This window comes from Salinivibrio sp. MA351, assembly GCF_001996065.1.
In the GTDB taxonomy this organism is placed as follows: Bacteria; Pseudomonadota; Gammaproteobacteria; order Enterobacterales; family Vibrionaceae; genus Salinivibrio; species Salinivibrio costicola.
On the sequence record NZ_MUFG01000006.1, the window covers coordinates 22,168 to 47,693 of the forward strand.

Annotated in this window: 16 protein-coding genes, 1 pseudogene and 1 riboswitch; of the genes and pseudogenes, 11 read left to right on the forward strand and 6 right to left on the reverse strand. The window is 48.0% G+C overall.

The window, feature by feature from the left end; all coding sequences use genetic code 11:
* The first annotated feature begins 305 nt into the window (after window positions 1–305).
* Window positions 306–971 (forward strand): transglutaminase-like cysteine peptidase, encoded by a 666-nt coding sequence (locus tag BZG78_RS05245; RefSeq protein ID WP_077460816.1) that lies wholly within the window; start codon window positions 306–308, stop codon window positions 969–971.
* 6 nt (window positions 972–977) lie between these two features.
* Window positions 978–2,909 (forward strand): EAL domain-containing protein, encoded by a 1,932-nt coding sequence (locus BZG78_RS05250; protein WP_021024052.1) that lies wholly within the window; start codon window positions 978–980, stop codon window positions 2,907–2,909.
* Window positions 2,910–3,075: 166 nt separating this feature from the next.
* Here BZG78_RS05250 and BZG78_RS05255 read toward each other — a convergent pair whose 3' ends face one another.
* The 4 genes from BZG78_RS05255 to BZG78_RS05270 all read right to left on the reverse strand — a co-directional run bounded on the left by BZG78_RS05255 (window position 3,076) and on the right by BZG78_RS05270 (window position 9,630).
* Window positions 3,076–4,740, reverse strand: a complete 1,665-nt coding sequence (locus BZG78_RS05255; protein WP_077460818.1) for a FapA family protein — start codon at window positions 4,738–4,740, stop codon at window positions 3,076–3,078.
* Window positions 4,741–5,298: 558 nt separating this feature from the next.
* Window positions 5,299–7,338, reverse strand: coding sequence for a GNAT family N-acetyltransferase (locus BZG78_RS05260; protein ID WP_077660578.1), 2,040 nt, complete (start codon window positions 7,336–7,338; stop codon window positions 5,299–5,301).
* A gap of 102 nt (window positions 7,339–7,440) precedes the next feature.
* The gene (locus tag BZG78_RS05265; protein ID WP_077460820.1) at window positions 7,441–8,412 is read right to left on the reverse strand and encodes a ParB/RepB/Spo0J family partition protein; all 972 of its coding nucleotides are present in this window, start codon (window positions 8,410–8,412) and stop codon (window positions 7,441–7,443) included.
* A 9-nt stretch (window positions 8,413–8,421) separates the two neighbouring features.
* Window positions 8,422–9,630 (reverse strand): ParA family protein, encoded by a 1,209-nt coding sequence (locus BZG78_RS05270; protein ID WP_077660579.1) that lies wholly within the window; start codon window positions 9,628–9,630, stop codon window positions 8,422–8,424.
* A gap of 1,360 nt (window positions 9,631–10,990) precedes the next feature.
* On the opposite strand from BZG78_RS05270, the gene BZG78_RS05275 reads away from it, so the two are divergent.
* From BZG78_RS05275 to BZG78_RS05285, 3 genes are all read left to right on the forward strand, one after another.
* On the forward strand, window positions 10,991–12,970 hold the full coding sequence (locus BZG78_RS05275) for a replication initiator protein RctB domain-containing protein (protein ID WP_021024047.1): 1,980 nt from the start codon (window positions 10,991–10,993) through the stop codon (window positions 12,968–12,970).
* A gap of 326 nt (window positions 12,971–13,296) precedes the next feature.
* Window positions 13,297–14,175, forward strand: coding sequence for a DMT family transporter (locus BZG78_RS05280; RefSeq protein WP_077460821.1), 879 nt, complete (start codon window positions 13,297–13,299; stop codon window positions 14,173–14,175).
* A 167-nt stretch (window positions 14,176–14,342) separates the two neighbouring features.
* On the forward strand, window positions 14,343–14,969 hold the full coding sequence (locus BZG78_RS05285) for a GNAT family protein (RefSeq protein ID WP_077660580.1): 627 nt from the start codon (window positions 14,343–14,345) through the stop codon (window positions 14,967–14,969).
* Here BZG78_RS05285 and BZG78_RS05290 read toward each other — a convergent pair.
* Window positions 14,943–17,249 carry an EAL domain-containing protein gene (locus BZG78_RS05290; protein WP_025744787.1) on the reverse strand — a complete coding sequence of 769 codons (2,307 nt, stop codon included), beginning with the start codon at window positions 17,247–17,249 and terminating at the stop codon, window positions 14,943–14,945. The genes BZG78_RS05285 and BZG78_RS05290 overlap by 27 nt on opposite strands.
* A gap of 416 nt (window positions 17,250–17,665) precedes the next feature.
* On the opposite strand from BZG78_RS05290, the gene BZG78_RS05295 reads away from it, so the two are divergent.
* The 5 genes from BZG78_RS05295 to thiD all read left to right on the forward strand — a co-directional run bounded on the left by BZG78_RS05295 (window position 17,666) and on the right by thiD (window position 23,555).
* Complete coding sequence (locus BZG78_RS05295; protein ID WP_077460824.1) at window positions 17,666–18,448, forward strand: HAD-IA family hydrolase; 783 nt, start codon at window positions 17,666–17,668, stop codon at window positions 18,446–18,448.
* Between the two features lie 18 nt (window positions 18,449–18,466).
* The gene (locus BZG78_RS05300; RefSeq protein ID WP_025674936.1) at window positions 18,467–18,730 is read left to right on the forward strand and encodes a DUF3081 domain-containing protein; all 264 of its coding nucleotides are present in this window, start codon (window positions 18,467–18,469) and stop codon (window positions 18,728–18,730) included.
* A 76-nt stretch (window positions 18,731–18,806) separates the two neighbouring features.
* A complete protein-coding gene (locus tag BZG78_RS05305) occupies window positions 18,807–20,678 on the forward strand; it encodes an ATP-binding protein (RefSeq protein ID WP_199877165.1) in 1,872 nt (623 codons plus the stop codon).
* Window positions 20,675–22,468, forward strand: a complete 1,794-nt coding sequence (locus tag BZG78_RS05310) for an EAL domain-containing protein (protein ID WP_077660583.1) — start codon at window positions 20,675–20,677, stop codon at window positions 22,466–22,468. The genes BZG78_RS05305 and BZG78_RS05310 overlap by 4 nt, the downstream gene beginning before the upstream one ends.
* A gap of 54 nt (window positions 22,469–22,522) precedes the next feature.
* Window positions 22,523–22,623, forward strand: a riboswitch (TPP riboswitch).
* A 62-nt stretch (window positions 22,624–22,685) separates the two neighbouring features.
* On the forward strand, window positions 22,686–23,555 hold the full coding sequence (gene thiD, locus BZG78_RS05315) for a bifunctional hydroxymethylpyrimidine kinase/phosphomethylpyrimidine kinase (protein WP_077660584.1): 870 nt from the start codon (window positions 22,686–22,688) through the stop codon (window positions 23,553–23,555).
* Window positions 23,556–23,578: 23 nt separating this feature from the next.
* On the opposite strand, the gene BZG78_RS05320 is transcribed toward thiD, so the two are convergent.
* Window positions 23,579–24,604 carry an ion channel gene (locus BZG78_RS05320; RefSeq protein WP_077660585.1) on the reverse strand — a complete coding sequence of 342 codons (1,026 nt, stop codon included), beginning with the start codon at window positions 24,602–24,604 and terminating at the stop codon, window positions 23,579–23,581.
* 498 nt (window positions 24,605–25,102) lie between these two features.
* Here BZG78_RS05320 and BZG78_RS15570 point away from each other — a divergent pair.
* A pseudogene (locus BZG78_RS15570) lies at window positions 25,103–25,489 on the forward strand (methyl-accepting chemotaxis protein); the annotation flags it as partial.
* Window positions 25,490–25,526 lie beyond the last annotated feature (37 nt).

The window sequence follows — 25,526 nt, forward strand, 5'->3', positions numbered from 1 at the left end:
CTACCAGGCGACTTTTTATGGTTTAACCAAAGTCACCCTGTTCCTAGCAATACGGTGAAAAGTGACTCGCTCATCTAAACTTGAAGGTACCCACACTGATACGAGGAAAAGGCCATCGAGGCGCAGTATTTTCGACATTATTTTGATATCAGTAAGTTGCGTTTTTAGAAAGCCATCTTGCACTGCTATGACTCATGTTTAAGGTATGGCAAACTGAGTAGACCTTGGTCAAATTAAACTATGTTTGGACATAACGACGCATCAAGCGATGTCACTAAGTCCTTAGAAGAGAGAGACAATCAGTAATGAAGCGATGGCACATCATTGTCCTGATCCTGTTTATCTCATTTGGGACGGTTGGACTGACGACAAAGGAAGCACGCTGGGTCGATAAAGTCGCTAACTTTTACGGTGATCGTGCAGGTAAACGCGTTACCGCATGGCGGAATATGGTCGAAAATAGTCAAGATGTATCAGAGCTCGATAAGCTCGACCGCGTCAATGATTTTTTCAACCAACTGTATTTTGTTGATGATATCGACTTGTGGGGCCAAAAAGACTACTGGGCAACGCCGCTTGAATTTCTTGGTGCTGCTGCTGGCGATTGTGAAGATTTTAGTATCGCTAAGTATTTTTCGCTACGAGAATTAGGAATCGATGATAAAAAGTTGCGGCTTGTTTACGTCAAAGCCATCCGCCTTGACCAATTCCATATGGTCGTCGCTTATTACCCAACCCCTTCTTCCGAGCCGGTGCTATTAGACAACTTAGACCCAGAGATTAAACGCGCGTCATTACGCCGCGATCTGTTACCTATCTATAGTTTTAATGGTAGCCGATTATGGTTAATGAAAGAGCGTGGACAAGGTGAACTAGCGGGCAACGCCTCAAGGCTTGGCCTTTGGAATGATTTGCGCACTCGTGTCGAGTCGCTAGAAATGCAAAAACCGATTAGACAATACGATAGGTAAACACCGATGACGTTATTCAATCAAATATTTACGTGGATGCTGGTGATTTTCTTCTGCATAGTGCTGGGCGTCTTCGGTATAGAACTCAACACCACGCGGAATTTTTTACTCAGTCAACAAACCTCTGATGTCAACAATACCGTGAACTCAATGGGGCTAGCGCTCGCACCCTACCTTGAATCGGATGATAAGGTGGCAGCCGAATCAGTGATAAACGCTTTTTTTGATGGAGGATTCTATCGTGAAGTTAATCTTACCTTGTTGTCTGATAACAGTGAGATTACGCGAGAATATCCTGTCCAAATCCAAGGTGTGCCGCAGTGGTTTATCAATCTAGATATTTTCCCCGTCATCACTGAAAAGCAAACCATCACCAGCGGCTGGATGCAACTTGCTGAAGTAGAAGTCGTTGCCCATCCTGGCTACGCCTATAAACAACTATGGAAGTCCTTTGTTCAACTCGGCACAATCATGGCAATCATCTTTGTCATTGCTTCATTAATAATCGGCTGGCAACTGCAACGATCCCTAAAACCGCTTGCTCGTATTACCGCAAAAGCAGGCGAGATTGCAAAAAACAAATTTGGCGATCCCATTCCTCTGCCACCAACGACCGATCTCAAAACGGTCGTTAATGCGATCAATGTCATGACAGACCAACTTAAGCGTTATTTTGAACAACAAGCAAAAGAGGCAGACCGCCTGCGAAAAGCCGCTTATCGTGACCCAGTATCAGGCCTTGGAAACCGTAGCTTTTATGTCGCTCAACTTAATTCTTGGTTAACAGAGTCTGGCATTGGTGGAATGGCGCTCATCAAAGTGGACCTTATCAGCGACGCATATGAAAACCAGGGGTTTGAAGCCGGCGATCTTGTCGTAGAGCAGTTCGCCAACCACTTAACAACCACCATTATCAGCGACGATAACATGACAGCGGCAAGGTTGAGCAAAGACGAGTTTGTCGTATTGGCACCCAACACCGATTCTGAGGATTTGCTTGTATTAGGCGAACGCGTCATTGCCATAGTCGTCGACATGCAAGCGGATCCATCAGAGCTGATACAACCCAAGGTTGCTGTCGGGTTAGCGGTCAATGGCGGCGGCAACCAAAAGGCCAGTGTATTGCTGTCACAAGCTGACAACGCACTCTCACAGGCACGAAATACGCCTGAGCACCCTTTGACCTTAATCGACCATTCTATTGGTGATGCGGCGATGGGCAAACAGCAATGGAAAGCACTGCTTCATGAGGCCGTCGCGAAAGAACTCTTTGTGTTCAAATATCAGTCAGCCACTGACAGTCAGTCCAACCGCCTCCATCAGGAAGTGTTCTCAGCAATTGAAAAAGATGGCAACTATTATGGCGCCGGTCATTTCTTAGGGGCGGTAGAACAACTTCAAATGGGCGAGATTCTAGATAAACACGTCGTTTCACATGTGCTTAAAACACTAGACCAAGATCCAAGTGTTGGCCCTCTCGCCGTGAACTTGACCTTGAGTAGTATAACCAACGCATCCTTTATTCGCTGGCTGGGGACAATCTTGAGTCAACACCGTAGACTTGCCGGCCAACTACTTTTTGAAATTCCAGAGGGAGCATTTGTTCGCTATGCCGATCATACGGGTCTGCTCACGGATCAAATTCGTCAAGCCGGCTTCCAATTCGGGGTCGATAATTACGGCCGTAATTTTCAATCGCTTGATTATCTGCAACGCTTTAAGCCCGATTACGTTAAAATTGATTTCGCGTATACAAGCCATATTGAGGACGATGCGCAAGACAATGTCCTGGCCTCCATTTGTCGTACAGCGCACAATCTAAATATCACGACCATTGCCACACGGGTTGAGACAGAAGCGCAGCTCGCTCATCTTTCTGAACTGTTCGTTAATGGCTTCCAAGGGTATATCTTCAGTAATACGGACAAAGAGAACTAAAGGGTTAGACGCTTGCGAAGCGTTCAAATCAAAAATCGCGTTACCTCAGTAACGCGATTTTTTTGTGCGACGATACGTCGCCGAAGATAAAACATTTACACTGTAAATTGGGGTTACACCGTCGTTGGGTTTACACTGTAAATCGCGTTTACAATGTAAATCACCGCTAACTATTTTGTTGGTAGGGTTTCAGCTCTATCGCTGCATTATCATAAAACAAAACCGAAGGGCCATGCTCAGAGTTTATACTGTGTTTTTCTTCTCCAATGGTGCAGTGTACACGATTTAGCAGTGATTTAGTGGCGGTGATACTGGCTGCACGATAGGACGCTTCTATCGTGGTATCTGTTTCCTCTATCGCCTTCTCAATTTCATCAAGCGCTTCAAATAAGTTATCTCTTGTTGAGGTAATGCGCTCGACCATCGCCGCATCACGTTTGGCGGGTGGTAACGCTTCTAGCTTCGCTTCCGCCGCTTTTACTTTATCGAGTTGCGCCGTTTTGTCTTCCCAATCTTTATTCAGTTCAACCATTTGCCGCTTGAGAAGAGGTAACCTCGGAAAACAATGGATATAGGTATGTGCCCCCGCACTGGCCCCCACAATGACCGCCTGAAGCTTTTCACCGACTTCATGTTTCCCACCTGCCAGTGTACCTTTACGCTTCGTGGTGTCACTTATCGTAAGCGACTGCCCCACTTGCGTATTACAATGCATCGCATGCAAGGTCAGCTCGACGTTTTTGTTTGCGCACAAGGTCGCGTATTGAGCAAATTTCGCCACTATGTTGCCATCAGCCACTAAGATGCAGTTGATGTCTGAGTCCGCAGCAACTTGTCGACCAATAATACCGTTCTGAACAATAATATCAGCTCCCGCGGTAATCGTGGCAGACTCAACCACACCGCCGACTGTCACCGTCCCCGACGCTGTCACTTTCATGCCGACTTCAACATCGCCTTTAATGACGACGCTGCCTTCAAAATTGACATGACCGGTGCCTACATCGACAACATCTAAACTCAGCGCATCGTCAACTGCAACGCCGTCATTTTGCAAACGCGGGATACCTGCCATGGTCGCAATAAGAATATTAGGATCTTTATTACTGAATGCGCTGCCCTCGTGGGCCGCTAATGTCATCGGTTTACCTGATGACGTTGAGAGCACTGAACCGGTTACGGTAAAGCCTTCATAGCCTGCCGTTTCGGGCACGAGTTTTGCGAGAGGTTGACCTTGCTTCACCATGACCATTTCACCGAGATCGCGCATGTCTACCGTCCCATCTTCTCGCTCTCTTGGACGACGAACGCGATCGGCGGGGTCTTCTATTAAGTAGACAATGTGCGCATCTTCTCCTGCCACTGGCTGTCGGCCAAAGGCTACGGGCACATCCAGATATTCACCGGGTTTTAATCGTCCAGAAGCAGACAACAGTTTTTGTAAGGTTGGTTTTTTGATACCACGAACAATATTTGCTTCACGCAGTGTCGACAGAATATCATCACCTTTAAGACCTCGCCCACCACACGCCCCATTAACGATAAGATAGGCCGTCATCTTATCATCTGCGATACGGGCTTCTATTGTGGCATCGCGTCGCTCGGCGATAATAAAGTCTTCTGACTCGCTATCATCGTTGGACGTATTCAGCTTGGTTAAAGCCGACTCTATCGTATCGTCGAAACAAAAGAAGGCGTCGGCCTGGTGATGCACCAACCAATCCTTAATTTGTTTTTTCTCTATCGGTTGATCACTCGTGTGCTGAGTATTACCGGCCGATAAATACACACGTTGCCCATCCTGAGAAACTCGGAGGATATCGTCTAGCATGTCGCTCCCTGCCAAAAACGCCTTACGGCTTTATCGATATGATGATCCAACCGTATGACATTGTTTTCGTCTCGTCATAAAACGAAACGCCACGCCTCACCACAACCTTAACAACGATTAGGTTAGCCTACGTCGTAGATCGCTGAGGGCAAATGTCTCATTTGTAATAAATTATACAGGTTTAGCCATCTTGGAAGCAGGATCTCTAGTAAAAACGTGAGCACGATAGGATTTATTTGATCACTACTTAGTAAGTTTCTCAGTTTCTATTATGGACGATTTACACTGTAAATCTCATCCGAGCTTCGTTTCATTGGCGGCTATGTTTGCATTGATCGCTGTATTTACATGGAGCACTGTATTTACATGGAGCACTGCATTTACATGGAGTGTGGTATTTACGTGGAGCGTGGTATTTGTAAAGAGAGCTATGTTGGCATTAACAGGTATGTTTCTATTAACAGCCTTATGTGAATTTACAGTGTAAATTGATACGTTTGGCGCTTCCTTATCTTTACACTGTAAATTGAACCAATTGCTCTATCAAAACGGCCTGACTCACTCACTGACGTCATGGCGCGTAACATAGTCACGGATCATCGCTTCGGCTTGTTTTTTACCCGTCAGTCCGTACCGCGCACATACCGTAGACCACGAATGGCCAAGAATAATCCGACTGATCAATACATAGAGCGCATTATCGTCTGGATGCGAAGGTAAGGCTTTAACGTGCTGACGTAACCACATTTGTAAGCTTGCCAATGACGCATCAACGCCAACGCCCCCGGCAATAAATCCTTTAATCTGTTGGTCTATACAGCCTGCCAGTGGCTTATCAGATAAGAAGCACATCATAGCGCCAACAATATCAACCTCCATGGCCTGATGAGTTGTCATCCATTGAATTGGTAAGCTATGACGAAACAAGGCGACACCGTCTTGCAACCACGCTAGCCGTTTGATTGGCTTTACCATTTGTAAAGAATAACAACCACTGGCTTGATCGCGCTTCAAGCCAAGTTTTATTGGTTCAAACCCCTGCTTCAACCAGAATCGACTAAGACGAGCCGTCGCACCAAAACTCACCCCGAGACACGACATCTCAAGCTTGCTTGCCTCCTGAGCCACAGCAGTAATAAGCTGCTGACCTAACCCTTGAGATCGGTAAGATTCGGCTACCGCGATTCGTTCAACTCGCCAAAGGCTCTGGTGCAAAATCGCTGGATCGCCGAGATGGGCAGCGAGCGACTGGCTGAGAAGATGGCCTTTAAGGCGACGTTGCCCCGCAACCACCGCCCGGCTCAAGTCGGCACTAAGACGGCATTCCTCATTGATCACACACGCAGAGACCAACTCGCCCGCGACGCTTCCCACCCAAACAATGATTGAATCGTCATCAAGTAACCGTGCTAAATCATTCGGCGACGTTTGATAATGCGCAGCCAGCAACAAAGCAAATAATGAACGCAGTAAGGCCTCATCACTCAATAGCTGTGCGGGAGATAAACGCTGAACGACGATATTATACAACTTAACGGGTTGGCTTTGGTCGTCACTGATCAGTAACTCAGGCGGATCGACATCGAGCAAGAATAATGCATTTAGCGCACGTTCAACCGGATCGTTATCCGCCCATCGCATTGGCGCAGTTAATCTCAATGGTCGCCATTGTGGTTGCTCTGCATCCAGAAATTGTTTCAGCCTTATCGTAAAAGCACGTCCGGTTCCTTCATAACCATGCTCTGTGGTTGCAATGGCCACGCGACTATATTGATGTAAGCATTGGCTCAACATCGGCAATGGGATTGCCGCCGCTTCATCAATCAAAAGAAGGTCCGCCAGCGGTGTTTCTTGTAACAAGGTATCGGGGGCAATATAGCGGATATCGCTGCCTTGATAATCAATTACCTGACCTTGGGTATTCATACCCAAACTTGACTTAATATGACTAAATAAGGTTGCGGCATGCGCGGGCGTCGGTGCGCTGACCAAAATTTTTCGTGGTTTGTTCATGACTAACTGTGCCACTGCGATTCCCAACGCTGCCGATTTTCCACGACCACGATCGGCCGTTAACAACAAGGGACGACGCCGGTGACCCGTGGCCACTTTCTTGACCGCCTCAATCGCATTCTCTTGTCTCACCTCATGTTGGCCAGGCAAAGGCAACACCTCCGCGGGCCTGCGCACCTGATGACGTAGAAAGAAGGCGACCGATTCATTAAGCTCTAGCTGTCTGACTAAACGCTGCACAGAAGGCGGCAATGCCTCCTTTGGCGCCGCTAGTCGTAAAAGAATTAATGATCCCGCCCGACAGCAGCCTGCAATAGCGCAAAACGCTTCGGCATTAAAATCGGCGCCCACCTCAACCACGATATGCCCGCACTCTTGCCCCAGCTTTTGACGCGCTTGACGCCAACTTAATCCTTCATCAGCATGACCGATAACCAGCGGGGTAGCGGCCTCGTCAAAGGCTGCCACGATAAAATCGAGAGGATAATCGATACACACCAATTGTCGATGAGCACGCAATGTGGCGGAATGAATTAAATCTGCAAAAAACTGTTGCAGAGTTGATGAGGTCGTTGATGCCCCCATAGGACGCGTTCCGTTTTGTCGATTTAGCAGATAAAGAAGATGATACCATGCAAAAAAAAACGACACGCAAAGGCGTGCCGTTTTTTATTCGATTTGAACGCGTTAACCGTTAAAGTGTTCCTTTATCAGCGCCAAGATCTGCTCAGCATCTTGATCGCTCACTTTTTTCAAATTGATACTCAAATTATTGCCTTTCCGACGATAAGACGCGCGTCCTTCTAACAAGGTTTGAGCTTGTTCTTTTTCACTCGGCTGCGGCGCCACAAGCTCATCTTTATATTGCTCGATTCGCTGGGTCACTTCGCGCGTAATGCGTGTCACGCCTTGGGCATCAACTTGTTGCCATAATGGTGTCTCACCTAGCATGGCCACCAACTGCGCTTGCGATTGGCTATCAAGGCTAAAATACAAACGGTGGAGTTTGACGATAGTCGGGCGCCCCAATTCAGAGACACTGGGGTAAGCTTGCAAAAGTGGCAAGGGCAGGGCAGCTGCCTTTAATGCACCACTGACTAATGCTTCACTACACTGACATGCGCTCGCCAGTGCCTTTTGATCACTGACGTCACCGCTGTCTAACATGGCTTGCATTTCTTTACCGCGTTCATACAAGGATAAAGGTTTGTGCGCATTCGCGACATCCGACAAAAACTTAGCATGACGCGTGCTGATCCCTTTTGCGACGTATACTAGAAAATCCTGCTCTGCAATAATGCAAGACATACGGCGCCGGCTGCCATCGAGGACCTCGATACGACCGTCATCAAGCCACCGTCCAACAGCCGGGTATTGTTGTCCGTGCTCTTTTAAAGTGGTCAGAATATCTGATAATGCCAATTCGTTAAGAAACGACTGCTCACGCGCATTTTTATCAAATACTGTTGTTTTATCTCGGATCGTTAACGCTGGGACTTTAACAAGTTCAAACTCGACGGTACGCTCACCCGCCACAGCTAACTCGATCACTGCCGCTCTCTCGCTCGCCGCGCTCTGCGCTTCTTGTGATGTTGTTGCTCGGCGTTTATCCGCCTTTGCAAACAAGCGCGCATTTAAATCAGAGGTTTTAATTGCCATTTTTCTTTTTTACTCCTGATTGAGCTGAGACCAGTAGCTATGCAGCACGCGTTCGAGTTCGAGTCCGACTCGATGCACCGCATCTTGCGCCGTTGATAACGTTTTTTTACCGCCCTCAAAATCTTGTGACGTCAAATCAAATACCGTGCTATACGTATCGGCACAGGTCTCAAAAGCGCGACTTCGAGGAATCGTCGCCATCATGACCTGCTCACCTAAAAGATAATTCATTTCAGTTAAGACAGAAATCTGTTTTTTATTATCATCTTCAAACATGGTTGGCATTAAACGCACAAATTCTAATCCGTGCCAGTCTTCCGGAAACATCTCATACACTTGGGGAAGATGTTGGAAAAAGTTCACCGTCGATGCCCAATCCAGTCGCTTCGCGGCGCAGGGGATCACTAGAGAGTTAGACGCATACATCGCATTCCAAACCAGTGGATCGATATGGGGCCCCGTATCAATCATAATGATGTCGAACTCATCACTGATTGGATCAATCACCTTCTCTTGCAATAACTCCACCACATTCAGCGACTGGCTGGTTGCTAACGCTTGCCATGCCTCTGCATTAAACATGGCGTCTTCAGGAAAGGCAGCCATGGTTTTCAAATTAGGATATTGTGTCGGCAGCAAGACATTACGCATCATGAAATCTTTGTCAGCAGCCTGGGGCGTATTGTCCAACATCACATCAACGGCAGAATAAATCCCTTCTTGTTCCGTCAAACTGATTTGTGGGTTAAGGAATAAACGCAACGAGCCTTGCGGATCTAAGTCAATCAAGCAAATGCGATAACGTTTCTCAAGATTCAGCGCCATACAAGCCGCTAAGTGCACCGCACTCATAGACTTGCCGGTGCCCCCTTTTTGGTTTTGAATGTTTATAACCCAAGGTTTGTGCGTCTTGCCTTTACGTTCATGAAACGTCGGAACATTCGCGGCGTCCATAATTTGATGCGCTTCATCCAGGGTAATGGAGTAATGATTGGCATTATTTTTGGTAAATTGATGCCCGTCTTGCTCCATGCGAGAGATCGCTTCATCAAGCTTGCGCCGCGTAAGCCCTGAACGTGTTTCCATTAACGCTTTCGACATGGGCGGAAAGAGCTGATCGTGTCGCTCTTCCATGACAATCTCCACACGATCAGACTGCACTTGTTTTGTCTGCGCCGCGATATTGCGGAGGTTCTCAATCGTCTTTTCCCTATCCATATTCTTTTTCGCCATCACGAGAAATAATTGTCGATTGTACAGCATAATCCACCCAAGACAATAAAAAGGTGAACAAATGCCAATCAAATACAGATCCTGCTCACAATTGTAATTATAGGGTGGGGCTGAATATCATCACCATTGATGTCAAATTCAACCAATATTATCAGAGCCAATCATAGTAAGATTTAAAATGTCACAGTGTCACTTATTTACAATGTAAATGGCGAATAAATACGGAAGCTTGTATTTGGTTGGCTAATTTACGGTTGTCGATATTTCAACATTAAACTGACCATTTTTCATCGATATCATCAGTAGGATCGACCCTCTATTACACATTTTGGCGATGTGCGATGAACATTAATGCCATTTGATCCTATTTCCCGAAAGCATGATCAAGGAAAATAAAGCGATGGATTCAATAGCCTTGATCATGCTTTCGTTGATAACATGAGTAGATAGGAAGCATGATCAAGTACGTATTGCGATGAAATCACCAGCAAATTCAACCGCAATGTCTCAATAAGCCTGGGAACGATGATCAAGTTATATTTCTGATTGAATAGTGCCAGTATCTTAACCGGAACGATATATCCAAACCGCTAATTTACGGACAATGTCAGGCGTACCAAGGGATCCAGGACGATCCGTCGCGATTTTCTTCTCCGATCGTACGACTGATGAGAAATAGGCTGACTCTCGAACAACAAGATCATCATACATGATCATTGTTCCGCATCCGGACACATGCTGACTGATGGCGATTATACTGTTAATGTCATTTCAACTTGAGCAGGCGAGACACGACTTTCTCACCATATTGCTCACAACATAGGCAGCATTCCGTCTGATTGAGCAAAATTCGCATCACTTGATCATTGTTCCATAATGAAAACACGGCCGTTTGGCTCTGATAACATCATCCAAATAAATAAAAGCGTTCCGAGGTTGTGGATAACGTGTGGAATACACTTGATCATTGATGCAGTAACTGTTTGATCATTGATGCGATACGCTGATGATCATTGGTTCAGGCCTTACTTGATCATCGTTGGTGAAGTATGTTGATCATGCCTCCAATGCTTTGTTGATCATGCTTTCGAGAAGGGTTATTTTATARTCCATACAAATCAGTTACCTACGGTTTTTTTATCGCCCGGATCATAAGATCAGATCATCAAATTAGATCAGAATAATCATAAAGATCAGTTAAAAGATGCAATAAAAAAGATCTTTCTTTTTGGATCTATTTTTATTAGGATTTCCCTGGAAGTGTGATCGATTTACGGCTTTCGTCACCTCAACATTAAAGAATAATGCGCTTTGAGTACGCCTGCTATGAAGGATCTTAACTGACATGAGTGCCAGTAAACCGGAAAAAATATTAATAAAAGCACCTCGTTCCCACAAAGACGGGCATCTCTTCGAAGTGCATGGACAACTGGTCGACTGGCTTGCGCAGTATGAGCATTTTAAAGGGGTGACCAAAAGCATCTTAGAACTGCTCAATTTGATTTCAGTGCGCGGGTTTTCATCTCAAGATGGCTATGTCTCTACCACAGAGCTTGTTGACGCGACCGACGGTCAATTAACACGTGCTGCCATTCAGCAACGATTACGTGCGGCGGTGCAATTAGGCCTTTTTCTTCAGCAGCCGGTTCGTTTTGAAGAAGGGCTGGCAGGTAAAACGATGCTCCATCGCTTTGTCAATCCAAGCCGTCTCATTTCATCACTTGGCAGTGCGGGATTGATGACAGAAAAAAGCCGAGATGAAGTCAAACAAAAACGCTCTAAAGCGCTGGCACAAACGCAAGTAAACCGCCAACTTCTGAGCGAGCACGGACTGGGAACGCCCCCAATGATGCCTGGCGAAAAAGATCAGATTTTGGTTTCTCCAACAAGCTGGGCGGGGATCATTGATCAAGCTTTGGCGCCGCCACGGACAAAAAAAGCCTATCAAAAATCAATGGTTGCGATCAGCGGGACCAAAGCCATTATTGAGACACGATCAGCCAAGTCGATCATGACGGTGGATGATCTGATGACGTTATTCGCATTATTTACGTTAACCGTGCAATACCATGATCACCACTTACCGAATTACGAGCTACAAACCCAATCGATTGGCAATAAAACCCCCATTTACATCACTGATATTTTGCAACTACGGGGTAAAAAAGACAGTGGACCGGCACGTGATGCAATCCGAGAAAGCATCGATAGAATCGAGTTTACGGATTTTCAACTCCACGAATTGACCGGCCGTTGGCTGAGTGAAAACATGCCTGAAGGGTTTAAAAGTGATCGCTTCCGCTTTTTAGCTCGGACCATTACCGCATCAGAGGAAGCACCAAAAGAAGGTGAAGATGGGGAAGTTAAAATTAAACCCAATCTGTATATCCTGGTGTGGGAGCCGTCGTTTTTTGAAGAATTGATGACGCGTGATTACTTCTTCTTGTTCCCGCCTGAAATTTTGCGTCAGCATACACTGGTATTCCAGCTCTATTCGCTCTTCAGAAGCCGTATGTCACGTCGTTTGGAAGATTCGATGCTACTGAGCGAGTTAAACCAAAAAATGGCGCGTAACATTGAATGGCGACGTTTTTCGAGTGATTTGATTAGAGAGCTTCGAAAACTGGCAGAAGGCAAAGTCACTGAATCGATTTTTGCGGTAAACCTCTGGGGATATCACCTAACGCTGACACGCGAAGACGATGAAAAAAAATATCCGGATTACCGGATGGATATTAAATGTAATGTCGATGAAGTGATCCGTTACTCCCGCGCTAAAATGTATAACGAAGGTAAACGCTCGCTAGCGCCAACCATGCCAAACCCATTGCGCAACGAGATCTTACCCAGCCAAGACCTTGATCAACTGTCCGGGATCATCGATGGCGAGTTTGAGCCTATCCAACGCAAAGAGAAAACCAGCGGCCGTTTGGGACGCCGTGTTAAGCAACGCAAGCATCTGGTTGAGATCAATGCTGACGAGCTGACCATCGTTCTCTCTAAATATACCTCAGAAGAGGCGTTACAACGCAGTATCACCGCGCTCTCAGCAATGACAGGGCATCCGTCTTCAGTGATCACTGAAGAGTGTCAAGGTTATCTAGAAAAGCTTGATTGGTTACGCGTTGGTGATCAAGTGGTGCCTTATGAAACACTTAGCCGTACAATTGAATTTTTTAATCAGCAACAGCAGGAACGTCACCTATCTATTGAGAAATTAATCTCAGGGTTAGCGGTGCGCCGTAAAGTGTGTCAACGCGTGTTTGACGGCCACCTGGATGGGCAAGTGCTTAGAGCATTAGATGACATTGCAATGAGTGGCTAACAACCCCGTTATTTTGCACAGGCTTGACGCATAACTGACATGCATTCACGGATTGGCGTTAATATAGCTCCCGATAGATACCTTTGTCCTATTTGATGTCTACATGACATCGTTTGGCTAAATGCTTGCCGAGCGGGCCCTTGCCCGCTTTTTTTCCGATTGTTTTTTCGCGTAGTTGTACCTTGTGTTGCTTGCACAACCCGTTCGACATGGTCGCCTATCATAGTCCCCCCCTAACTGTTTCTATCGACTTGGTTTCATTCTTCTATTTACACTGTAAACTGCCTGTTTTAATTACACGCGATTCGCGTTTCAATGAGGCAGTTATGCCGGTTCTGTTGCCATTTGCCGCGGTTTTTATTTGGTCGGTGAATACCATCGTAAACAAAATGTCAGTGGCGGTCATTGCACCTGGTGCGATGGCCTTTTACCGTTGGTTCTTTGCCATCTTGGTGCTTACTCCCTTTTGCCTACCTACCCTTTGGCGTCAGCGGCGTGCGGTGATAACCTACGCGCCGCGGCTTGCCTTACTCGCCTTACTTGGCATGGTTACAAACCAGTCTGTCGCCTATTTTGCTGCGCAAACCACCACAGCGACGAATATGGCATTGATCATGTCTTTGGTCCCAATGCTCAGTCTCTTTATGAGCATTCAACTACTGTCTCAGCCACTTACAGTGCGAGCCATTGTCGGTGCAGGGTTATCTATCTCTGGGCTGATTTATATGCTGACAATGGGAAAACCGCTTACGTTGTTGACCAGTGGGGCAACCATTGGCGATGGGCTCATGTTAATTTGTGCCTCGTCGTATGCACTGTATTGTGTGTTATTGAAACGATGGTCGATGGCGATTTCTAATTGGGTCTCCGTTTATGTGCAGGCCTTATTCGCGGTAATCATGCTGATCCCCGTGCTTTTGGCGGCACCCAGCCAAAACATTGCGACTGAAGCCTACCCATTAGTGGGATTTGCCGCCTTAGGCGCATCGGTGCTTGCACCGGCAATCTGGCTACAGGCGATCGCGCTCAATGGGGCCAGTCGTACCGCAATGTATATGAATCTATTACCGGTGATGACGGCAATAATCGCCGTCATCTGGCTAGGAGAAGTCTTAACGCCATATCATATTATCGGGGGAGGATTTGTTTTATTGGGCGTTGGGCTGTCTCAGCAATCGACGCGCCAAACTGTCCGTCAACGCTGATAAGCGTCTACACTTTTAAAAAGAAAGTGAGACGGAGGTAGCCAATGTGGTGGTTAATTGAGTTAAACTGGATGCCTTTATGGGTAACCCCCACCATGCGTCGCTCTGACGTGTCAGAGCCGTCGCCGATCGTATGGTAACAAGGAGCAGGAGAGCAATAAGCCTACATGGACGTCGACTTATCCCATCACGCTGCGGTGAGTATTCGCGCAGCGCAGCGTCAAGAAGCGCGCTATTTTTGGCATAATATCTACCATTCCCGTGCGTGGAAGCAATACGACGCGCCTTACAGTCCTATTGAGCCGGTATCCTATTGGTCGTTTCGGTTTGGCCTTTTCCGGCGTTTTCTCGCAGGAGATACCGCTCAAGTTATCTGCGTTGATAACAAGCCCGTCGGTTACGTCACTTATTATTGGGAAGACAAGCGCACGCGATGGCTTGAAGTGGGGATCACCATCTTTGATCCCGCATGTTGGGGAAAAGGAACAGGGCGGCAAGCGCTGACACTATGGATAGACCAACTGTTTGCCCGCCACGCGGTGAATCGCATAGGCTTAACGACTTGGTCCGGGAATATTGGCATGATGCGGTGCGCCAGAGCGTTAGGCATGCGCGAAGAAGGGCGTTTACGCGCTGTCCGCTACTATCAAGGTGAATATTACGATTCACTGCGCTATGGCGTTTTACGTGAAGAATGGCTGCAAAGCCAGATCCCCGTTGCGCAACAAAAAACGGCAGCCCAAACAGCTTCTCTCCAATCGGCCGCATCAGTTGCGTACCAGCCGAATACATGAATTTAGATTGGGCGAAATCCAAGTTTCAATTGCCTGGCGTTCAATAGGGCGGGATAACACATAGCCTTGGAGGTAGTCGCATTGATGCTCGCGTAGCCAACAGAGTTGCTGTTTGGTTTCTACTCCTTCTGCGACAACAGTCAGTCCCACCGCGTGAGCCATCGCAATCATTCCTCGACATAAAGGCGCCGCTTTTCCATGGGGTTGGTCAATGCCCATAATAAAACTGCGATCCATTTTGATGACATTAAACGGATATTGTCTTAGCAAAGAAAGTGATGAATAGCCGGTGCCGAAGTCATCGAGATATAACGAAATCCCAAGTGCATGAATACGTTTCAAATTACGCTGCACGTTGTCAGAATGTTCAAGCAATGCAGTCTCGGTCATCTCGAGCCCAAGGCAATGTGGATCAAAGCGATGGGCGGCAATTAACGCGGCAATATCGTCTGCAAAAGTCGGAGATTGACACTGTTTGGCCGAGACATTCACAGTAATCGATGGGCTTTGCCCGGGGGATAAGCGCAAGTGCCAATTCTCTAACACCTCAGCGACTTGCTCCAATACCCATTGACCTAATTCATTGATATAACCCGTTTCTTCGGCTATTGGAATAAACTCCGCCGGTGATATTGTGCCCAGCGTGGGATGCTCCCATCGCAGTAGTGCTTCTGCATGACTCAATTGTTCGCTATGGCTATCAAAAATGGGTTGATATACAAGATGAAATTGATGATGTTCGAGCCCTTTCTTTAAGTCTTGCTCCAAAATAAAGCGTTGTTGGACCTTTGCGAGCATCGCCGGTTGAAAAATAGCCACGCGTTCACGGGTTTGTTTTGCGTGATACATGGCAATATCGGCTTGTTGGATAATATCAGTCACCGATTTATTTGATTGGCCCACTGAAGCAATACCGATACTGGCAGATATATTTATCACATGATTTTCGATGTAATAGGGTGTACTTAGCGTTTGAACCAGTTGCTTAGCTTTGGTTTGCGCCAAGGCCAAGGAGCTATCAGCGTGGAGCAGTACAACAAACTCATCACCACCAAACCGATAAACACGATCGTCTGTTACTGCTTTCTGAAGCCGTTTACCCAACTTTTTGAGTAAGGTGTCGCCAGTTACATGACCGAGTGAGTCGTTGACGACTTTAAAATTGTCCAGATCAATAAATAATAATGTGATGCTATCTGAAGGTTCCGCACTGATTGAATGTACGGCTCTCTTTAGTGCTTTATCCAGTGCAGTGCGATTAGCAAGTCCAGTCAAGCTATCATGATGGGCTTGATGGGTTAACTGTTGCGTTTGTTGACTCACTATCTGTTTTGCCAGTAAAAGGCGATTGGCATAGGACCAAAAACTAGCAAGAATCGATAGCCCGAGAGATAAAACAAGTACACCAACCACACCGGCATAAATCAGATCCGTGTGTAACTCCCTAATATCGGTAAAGGTGACGAGTAATCCCTCCTCACTACCGGCAATAGGAATCGATATTGCCGACGAATGGCTGTTGTACCATTGATTGAGCGTGCTTGATGAATGCGTACTAAAGACAGATTGATGACCAAATGCCTCCTGAGCGACCATGCCGACACTAGGCCCAGGCGTCTTGCTTTGCCACAACGCGGGTAAAAATCTATCAAAATATAGGGTGGTAGAAAGAAAACCGAGTAGTTTTCCATCCCGTTCAGTAATTGGTGCAAACCACCGTATGCCGTGGCCTTGTTCGTCATGAAAAAGCCGCGCCTCAGGGTGACGATTAAAATATGCCCGCTCCATGGTTTGGGTATTGTCACACTGAGAATCTGCTCGCCAGCCTAAATAGCCCTCCTCAGCGGCTTGTGGTGACACATACAAAGCGGGAAACGTATCGCTACGCATGACCCACCGACAGACCTGCTCGTTTAAAGGAGGGAAAGGATGATACTGATCTTGTTGGGCCGCAAATTGTGCTAACTCAGCGCGATTAACTCGAGGGAGCCACATGACGCTGTTGAGTCCAGATTGCTTTTGGGTGTGATTATCGATGAAAGCGTGGAATTTTTCGCGTGTTGGTCCATTTTCTTGCTGCAAATACAATTGTGCTGATAACTGAAGTTCATAGAGCTGTGAAAAAGATTGACCTAATGAATAACGGTATTTTTCAACCTCGGCTGAGAAACGACTCTGCTGGCGTTGATTTTCTAGTGTGTAAACTGACCAGCTAGCGACGCTTGCCACGGCTAACACAAGGAGATAGCGCCACAAAGGCTGCTTAGGCAGATATCGCATAAAAATACATCGACTGTCACTACTGAGTGCCACACGATACGGCGCGATTATGACAATCACGACGCAAACGTATGTCACTTTTGTGAAAGCCATTAGGTAATAATACACCACACCCTTAAATAAAAAGTCAAAAATATGACGGTTTTTTATACAGGTTTAACGTCGGTATCATCGCCAATCAAGATCTAAAAGTGTGACTTTGATCACCATGATGTTAGTGGCTTGATTCAACACTGAAGTTTGTACTTTACCGGACATTTATCCATTTTCTTTTCCATGATCCCAAATATTATCCGTCGTATTTTGATAGGACGACGCTAGCTTCTCTGCTAACGTTGAAACGTCGTTGGATTCGATTTCTGATCCAGTTCTATCTTTTTTAATTTTATTAAGATTATGAATAAAAAGGGGTTTTTATGGTTAAGTTAGAGAGCGTCTCTGCGGTATGCTTTGACTTAGACGGCACACTCGCAGACCCTTTTGACGATCTGTATGAGGCGGTCAGCGGTATGTTACGTGGCTTAAGCTTGCCTGATGAAGATCCTCATGCAATAAAAGATTGGATTGGTGATGGGGCGGATTTATTGATCCACCGCGTGTTAACTCGACATATCGACGGGCGCGTATCGACCCGCGTGTTAAACCAAGCGCGCGCACTCTTTTTGTCCTCATACCTAGGCAGTAAACCGCCAAAAACTCGACTGTACCCGGGCGTGCTTGCGTGCCTTGAAACCTTATCGCAGCGTCACATCCCGATGGTGTGCACCACAGATATGCAAACGGCGCATGCTAACAGCTTACTGCGAGCACTTGGCGTTGGGCATTTTTTCACTCGGATATTGGGTGCCGATGCAATGTCTGTTGGCAAGCCGGATCCGGACGGTATTTACGAAGCGGCCGCCATACTTGGCGTTTCACCCCTGGAACTGCTGGTGGTGGGGGATTCGGTCAGCGATGTGCATGCGGCTCGCGCCGCTGGCTCGCCAGTGATTTGTGTTAACTATGGCTATAATTACGGTACAGGGATCCAAAAGGCCTGTCCGGACACTACCCTTGATACATTGGCCAGTTTGCCCAATATCATTGCAAGGCCCAATCGTTTGGGTGTACCGGGACAGGGTGTCACCGCCCCACCGGTATTAGCGGGCTCACTGCGTGGTCGTGCGATGCGACCTAAAGGGGGCGCACAATTTCGATAATATAGCCAGGAGGGAAGCGTGAAAAACGAACTCGATCCGACCCATCTGCTTCGCGCGTTTGAGATAGTCACGGAGTTTGGTGAGAAAATAGAAGATGGACACCGCTTGGATGGCATTGACGCTTTCTCAGATTATGACGGCTATACCATTTATTTAGCAGGAAATGGGGTACAGTTACGTGTGGGGTTTCACAATACGTATCATCTCGACTACGAGCATGAGAACCTTAAAGAGCAGTTCCTGAAAAAGGTCGATGCGCTAGTCAAAAACTATAAAAGATAGCGACGGATAGGCAATGCATGCCGGACCGTCACACGCCCCACAATGGGGCGTTTTTTATAGGTCAAAGGCAGGGAGCATGGACAGCGAACCAATCACCACAAACCGAACACGCGGGACCCAAGCCCATTATCAAGCGTTAGTCGACAGCGCGGCAGCCGCGATCTTGGTGATTGATGAACGCGGCATTATTTTAGATGCGAACCCGTTCACCCACCGATTATTGGGTTATCACCCGCAACAGCTAATCGGAAAGAATGTTGATTGTTTAATGCCGCCGGAGCACCAAGGAAAGCATGACCATTATTTACGGCAATATATAACAACAGGCCAGGCAAACATTATCGGTACCGGCCGGCGGGTTGAGGCACGGCATCAAGCGGGGCATGTGGTACCCATTCATCTTGCGGTCAGTGAAGTGTGGGTTGAAGACCGGCGAGAGTTTATTGGCATTATGTCTGATATGCGCGCGCTGACTCAGGCTCAGACGCGTATTAAACACGAACGCAATCAACTCAAAACCATTATTAATGCGATCGCCAATCCTGTTTTTGTCCGAGAGCTGGGCGGACAATATTCGCTTGCAAATTACGCCTGCCTACAAGCATTAAATGTCGAGCATGTTGAACAGCTTGCTGAGGCAATTCATGGTGCCTTGCCTGAGGGAATGCGCGAAACCCTCAATGCGCTTGATCACCAACTGACGCTCGATGGTGAACCCGTTCATGTCGATGTGACATTAAGAGATGGTCGGACTTTTAAGCTCGCTAAAACGCTTATTCGCCACGTAGAGGGAGAGCCTTACGCCATCGTGACTGTTGGGTATGATGCCACACCATTGCTGCAAGCGAAGCACGAGGCAGAACGCGCCAATCAAGCCAAAAGTGATTTTCTCTCTGCCATGAGTCATGAGCTGCGCACGCCTTTAAACAGTGTGCTCGGTTATGCGCAACTACTACAACGATCCTCTTCTCCTCGCTTGACGGAGACGCAACGGCAATATGTTGATCAAATTCACCAAAGTGGTCGCCACTTACTCACCTTAATTAATGATGTGCTGGATCTTGCCAAACTTGAGGCAGGAAAAACGGTGGTCAATGTCACCTGGTATCCGGTTCGCGCCCTTGTCAGTGATGCCGTTCGAACACTACTCCCGCTCGCACAGCAACAGCACGTTGAGTTAGATGAGTGCCTACCCGCGGATCTGAGTGGCGACCTATATGTGGATCCAACCCGTTTCAAACAAGTGTTGATCAATTTACTCAGCAACGCGATTAAATATAACCATCCTCAGGGGCGAGTATGGGTTGAAGCCAGTCATCCATCGTCAACCTTGACGATCTCTGTATCAGATACCGGGATCGGCATCGCTGAAAATCGGTTAAACCATCTTTTTGAGCCTTTTAACCGCTTGGCCGCCGAACAATCACAGATTGAAGGGGCAGGTGTGGGGTTAGCGGTGAGCCATCAATTGGTTGTGCAAATGCAAGGCGAGATGTCAGTAAAAAGCCAGCCAGGCAAGGGCAGTTGTTTTGCAGTAACGTTCCCTTACCGAGCGTCGACGCGACCTGACGATCAAGGTTGTACGTGTCTCCGCGTGAGCCAGCCGCATCGCGTGCTCTATATTGATAATAACAGTGCCCGCCAGCGCCTGATGACCGATTGCTTTGAAGATTGGCCAATGTTGACACTCTATCATGCGCATGGGCTGTCACTGGCTGAGGCTGTTGCGCTCGCGTCTCCGCCATCGTTAGTCATTATGGCGGCTGATAGCGTTGCGGCAACGTCCGAACAAATACAAGCACTATTTGGCGACAAACCACTCATTGTTCTGACTGACAACCCATGCGACGAACCGCATAACAAACCGACATTACGACGTTTATCGCTGCCGCTCTCGTCAGCGGACTTGGCTGAGGCCATACAATTATTATTAGAGGAGAGGCTATGACAAAGGATCCGTCACAAGCACATATACTGATCATTGATGATCGACCGGAAAACATTCACTTACTGTCTACCATGCTCAAGCAAGCCGGTTATCAACAGCTGAATGGACTCACCGATCCTCGCCTTGTTACCGATGCTCTCTCCCCCGTTCCCGACCTGATTTTACTCGATATGCGGATGCCGCAGCGCTCTGGCTTACTGGTGCTGGATGATCTTAATGACGCTTTAGATGAGCATTGCCCGCCCGTGATGGTACTCACCGCAGATAATGACCTGAATTTGCGTAACCAAGCGTTATGCCGTGGCGCGATTGATTACATCAGCAAACCCTTTGATCACGATGAGGTGTTGCAACGGATTCAAAACCTTTTGCATCTGCAATTGAAAACCCGTAAAGAGCGCGATCAAGCGGCACGGCTGCAAATGCTGGTTAACAAACAAACGGCGGCTTTACGCGCGCTTTCTTTGACCCATCCGTTAACCGGGCTACCAAATCGTCGCGCATTATTAGATGCCGCTGAGCGCCAGCTGAGCAAAGGGCCGGTGACTGTGATGATGATTGCCTTAGATGGCATGGAAGCGGTGACCAAACACCAAGGCCATTTAATGACAGAGGCACTATACAAACAAGTGGCTAATCTGCTAGCCAATAGTACAGTGGCGCGCCCACATCGCATTGGCGTTTGGGATAGCACACGACTGGTGATGCTGATTGAAGAACACGATAACAATGCCGTAGAAAAAGCCGCGCGCATCAATCGGTTGATCAGCGGACATCACACGCTCGATGGGCGTTTAATGTTTTTACGTTGCCACATTGGTATCAGCCGCACGGAGCTTGAGACACAAGATGTGGCGCAACTGTTTCGTCAAGCCATTTTAGCGATTCCGACGGATGACCAACTTATCGGCGAATATCAGCCTGAGCTTGACAGCCAAGCTCAGCGCGCGCATTTGATTCGCACCGAATTAGGGCCAGCACTACAAAGCGGACAATTATCACTGGTGTATCAACCCAAATGGCGATTAGACGGCGGTTTGATGATAGGCGCGGAAGCGCTGTTGCGTTGGCAGCATCCGACCCTTGGGGCCATCAGTCCGGCGGAATTTATCCCCATCGCCGAACGCAGCGCAGACATGATCCAACTGGGCGACCACGTACTGGTGATGGCCTTAGCCGCGGTTGAATGTTGGCGAAAAAATAAACTGATCAACGATAGCTTTCACCTGTCAGTCAATGTTTCTGCCCAGCAGTTTCGCCCCGGCTTTGCTGACAGCGTCTTAGCTCGGTGCCAGGCAGTTGATGTCCCTTTGCATCTGATTCAATTAGAGGTCACAGAATCAGCACTGATCCAGCACATGTCGGTGGCACTGAAAGAGCTACAACAATTGCGAGATGCAGGCATGCATATTGCCCTCGATGACTTTGGCACCGGCTACAGCTCGCTCAGTTACCTTAAACAGTTACCGGTCGATTGGGTCAAACTTGATCGCAGCTTTATCCAAGACTTGGCTACCAACGCCAGTGATAAGCACTTGGTGGGTAGCGTGATTGATTTGGCCCATGGTTTTGGTCATGGTGTGGTCGCCGAGGGCGTCGAAAAAGAGGACCAGCAGTATGTGCTACAAACCATTGGCTGCGACCAAGTGCAGGGCTTTTTATACGCACGGCCCCTAATCCAAGAAGGATTTGAACAACTGCTTAAAACCGCCAACCAAGGCAACGCGACCATTAATAGCAACGCAACGAACAATAGCAATGCAACCAGCAACAGTAATGAGATGGCCTAAACGCGCAATTAGCGCCATCATACTTGCGCTTTATCACTAAGGTTTATATTCTGACCGTGTTAGTCGGGGAGCAAGCAATTGCTGAGACTGCGAAAGCAGGACCCGTAGAACCTGATCCAGTTAGCACTGGCGGAGGGAACTGACGTGCTCAGCACACAAGGTCGCGCCATCGTGCGTGGTTTTGTCTCCTTCCGCCCCTCATGATTAAGGGGCCAATATGAACCAATCACCACCTGTTATTCTCACCATCGCCGGCTCAGACAGCGGTGGGGGGGCTGGTATTCAAGCCGATATTAAAGCGATTTCAGCCACGGGCGGCTATGCCTGCTCGGCGATCACCGCCTTAACTGCACAAAATACCTGTGGCGTTGAGGCCGTTTCGCCGGTCGACCCAGCGTTTGTTCGCGCGCAACTGAATGCTGTGTTATACGACATGCCGGTACGTGCCGTGAAAATCGGCATGCTCGCCAACCAAGCGATTATTCGCGAAGTAGCTGCTGTGCTCGCGCGCTCCCCGCACTTACCAGTCGTGCTCGATCCGGTCATGATCGCCACCAGCGGCGATCCGTTATTAGATGATGACGCCATGGATGCACTGATCAATACATTGATCCCGCGCGCGACCATTTTAACCCCCAACTTGCCAGAGGCCGCGCGTTTAACCGGGTGTCCTGTTCCGACAACCACCGAAGAGATGTACGCCTTAGTGCCGGCACTGCGCAAGCTCGGATGTCCGTATGTGATGCTAAAAGGTGGGCACTTGCATCATGCGCCAGAGAGTCTGGATGTGTGGATTAGCCGAGATACGTGTCAAACCCTGAGTGCACGCCGCATTGAAACGCCTAACACCCATGGCACAGGCTGTTCACTGTCGGCGGCGATTGCCTCGTTTTATGCGCAGGGACTGACACCCATCGACGCCGGGCGAGCGGCTAAGCGTTATCTCACTGACGCCTTAGCGCATAGCCAACAGTTAATCGTTGGAAGAGGGGCAGGGCCGGTACATCATTTTTTCGCCTACCCCGCTGATGAGAGTGTTTATTTATCCAAGCATGCGTTGGTTGAATCGCACGCTCTCGTTAAATAATGCACTTTGATTAGATAGCGTGCTTACGCGGCGGACCAATGTGGCAAGCGCTGGGCGGCGATATAAAAAAGACGGTCGCCCGGCAATACTTTTGTCCCCACTGGCGGGTTTAAGATAATACCTTGGCCTTGGTCGATCCCAATTAAGGTGGCGTCATATTCTTGCTTGAGCTGACCAAAGAGATCGCCGGTATCGATTTCTGTTGCGTTACTCGGATAACGGGCACAGTATTGCGTCATCCCTTGTGACGTGCTCAAAAGCTCATGATGCAACTGACTTGAACCGGGATCCACCGCCGCTTTTGCTAGCATTTCGACCGACACCGACGGCACACATTCCGCATGCGGGTAGTGCTGTTTGAGGATTTGGCTTATCGCATCATCTTGAAAATACGCCAATAAATGCGCTGACAGATTTTTATGTGCGCAGAACAGAGCCGCTGACAAAGTAATATCATCTTCTGGGTTATCAATAATAATACTCGAGGCATGCTCGACCTTGGCGCGGGCAATGCCTTCAGCATCGGTAAAACTTGCCACGCGCACAAATTCCACCTCACCAGGCAGTGGGTTTTCGATTTCTGCGCGCGCACAAAGCACAATCGGGCGCTCACCATGCACTCCGCTTTGCAATAAACGAATAAGCTGTATCGTACGTTGTCCGTTCCAGCCTAAGATAAGAAGATGATTTTTCACACTAATACTCCGTTTTCCTTGTAACCCGCGTCGCCAATAATCCACCAGTGATCCGGTGACATGCCCAATCACCACCGCAAACAACCCTAAGCCGCCGGGAATAATCCAAAAAGACGTGATCCATTGCCCCCACTCAGTAACGGGGGAATAATCGCCGTAGCCAACGGTCGAGGCCGTCACAATCAAGTAATACACATAGCGGCTCAGCGACTGGGTCATCGCGGTCTCGCCCGCTCCATATAAAAGTAGCCAGCCAATCACGCCATAGGCGAGTACCACCAAGCCGAGCATACGCCCGTTCAAATGGGCGAAGCGGCTGATAATCCAACGTTTAAAAAGCAACCAAAAGGTCATAAATTTTCGCTCATTCACTTCAGTGATCGCAGTATGAAGTGATTTGCGTCAGGTTTACAGTGTAAATCAGGCGCTTGGCGTCAATGCGATCACACTTTGCTTGGATAATCCTACAAAGCCAATTTAAAGCGTTAAAATATTATAAAAAGCTTAATTACGTCATTAGGAGTCAGCGTGTTTATATCTCGGCGTCAACTTGAACAAGAGCAGCAAAAGCAGGTTGCTCTGCAGCAAAAAATTGAGCAAATTAATCATACTATCGACGCGCTGAATACAGAGAAAGGCGCATTGCAGGCAGAGCTGGATACCGTCGCGAAAAAACGCCAAACCGGCAAAGCGATCGACGCCAACTTATGCCACTTTGGTGATTCGATTAACGCCACCCAATCCTCTCTGGCCACCTTGGCGGACACCATTAACGGTGAAAAAGAGCGTGTGACCGAAGTGAGCCACCAAGCGGCATCATGTGCCGAGCAAGTCAATGACCTTGCGCGCCATGTGCAGTCGTTATCTTCGCAATGTCAGCAATCGTCGGAAGCGATTCGTTCGCTCGATCAACATGCCCAAGAGGTGAGTGGCATTGTCAATTTAATTCGCGATGTCGCCGATCAAACCAACCTGCTGGCGTTAAACGCAGCCATTGAAGCGGCACGCGCCGGCGAGCAGGGCCGAGGGTTTGCGGTGGTTGCTGATGAAGTACGCAACCTTGCCGAGCGCACGTCCACTGCCACCCAAGATATTACCCAGCTGGTGGAAAAAATTCGTGCGGGCAGCAGCCATGCGTGTACGCTCACCGATACCCTTGCCACTGAAGCCATTCAATACAGCGAACAAGGCCAACAGGTTGCCGATGCCATGGCCACCCAAAGTGAGCAAGCACAGCACAGCCGCACCACCATTAAAGCCTCTGCACTGCGCGCCT

What these genes read in the sequence shown, in the direction of transcription:
- BZG78_RS05250 (WP_021024052.1), top strand. Translation starts at nt 978, where the DNA reads ATGACGTTATTCAATCAAATATTTACGTGGATGCTGGTGATTTTCTTC.
- BZG78_RS05270 (WP_077660579.1), bottom strand. Translation starts at nt 9,630, where the DNA reads ATGGATAGGGAAAAGACGATTGAGAACCTCCGCAATATCGCGGCGCAG.
- BZG78_RS05320 (WP_077660585.1), bottom strand. Translation starts at nt 24,604, where the DNA reads ATGACCTTTTGGTTGCTTTTTAAACGTTGGATTATCAGCCGCTTCGCC.
- BZG78_RS05290 (WP_025744787.1), bottom strand. Translation starts at nt 17,249, where the DNA reads ATGCGATATCTGCCTAAGCAGCCTTTGTGGCGCTATCTCCTTGTGTTA.
- BZG78_RS05305 (WP_199877165.1), top strand. Translation starts at nt 18,807, where the DNA reads ATGGACAGCGAACCAATCACCACAAACCGAACACGCGGGACCCAAGCC.
- BZG78_RS05310 (WP_077660583.1), top strand. Translation starts at nt 20,675, where the DNA reads ATGACAAAGGATCCGTCACAAGCACATATACTGATCATTGATGATCGA.
- BZG78_RS05275 (WP_021024047.1), top strand. Translation starts at nt 10,991, where the DNA reads ATGAGTGCCAGTAAACCGGAAAAAATATTAATAAAAGCACCTCGTTCC.
- BZG78_RS05260 (WP_077660578.1), bottom strand. Translation starts at nt 7,338, where the DNA reads ATGGGGGCATCAACGACCTCATCAACTCTGCAACAGTTTTTTGCAGAT.
- BZG78_RS05295 (WP_077460824.1), top strand. Translation starts at nt 17,666, where the DNA reads ATGGTTAAGTTAGAGAGCGTCTCTGCGGTATGCTTTGACTTAGACGGC.
- BZG78_RS05265 (WP_077460820.1), bottom strand. Translation starts at nt 8,412, where the DNA reads ATGGCAATTAAAACCTCTGATTTAAATGCGCGCTTGTTTGCAAAGGCG.
- BZG78_RS05285 (WP_077660580.1), top strand. Translation starts at nt 14,343, where the DNA reads ATGGACGTCGACTTATCCCATCACGCTGCGGTGAGTATTCGCGCAGCG.
- BZG78_RS05280 (WP_077460821.1), top strand. Translation starts at nt 13,297, where the DNA reads ATGCCGGTTCTGTTGCCATTTGCCGCGGTTTTTATTTGGTCGGTGAAT.
- BZG78_RS05255 (WP_077460818.1), bottom strand. Translation starts at nt 4,740, where the DNA reads ATGCTAGACGATATCCTCCGAGTTTCTCAGGATGGGCAACGTGTGTAT.
- thiD (WP_077660584.1), top strand. Translation starts at nt 22,686, where the DNA reads ATGAACCAATCACCACCTGTTATTCTCACCATCGCCGGCTCAGACAGC.
- BZG78_RS05245 (WP_077460816.1), top strand. Translation starts at nt 306, where the DNA reads ATGAAGCGATGGCACATCATTGTCCTGATCCTGTTTATCTCATTTGGG.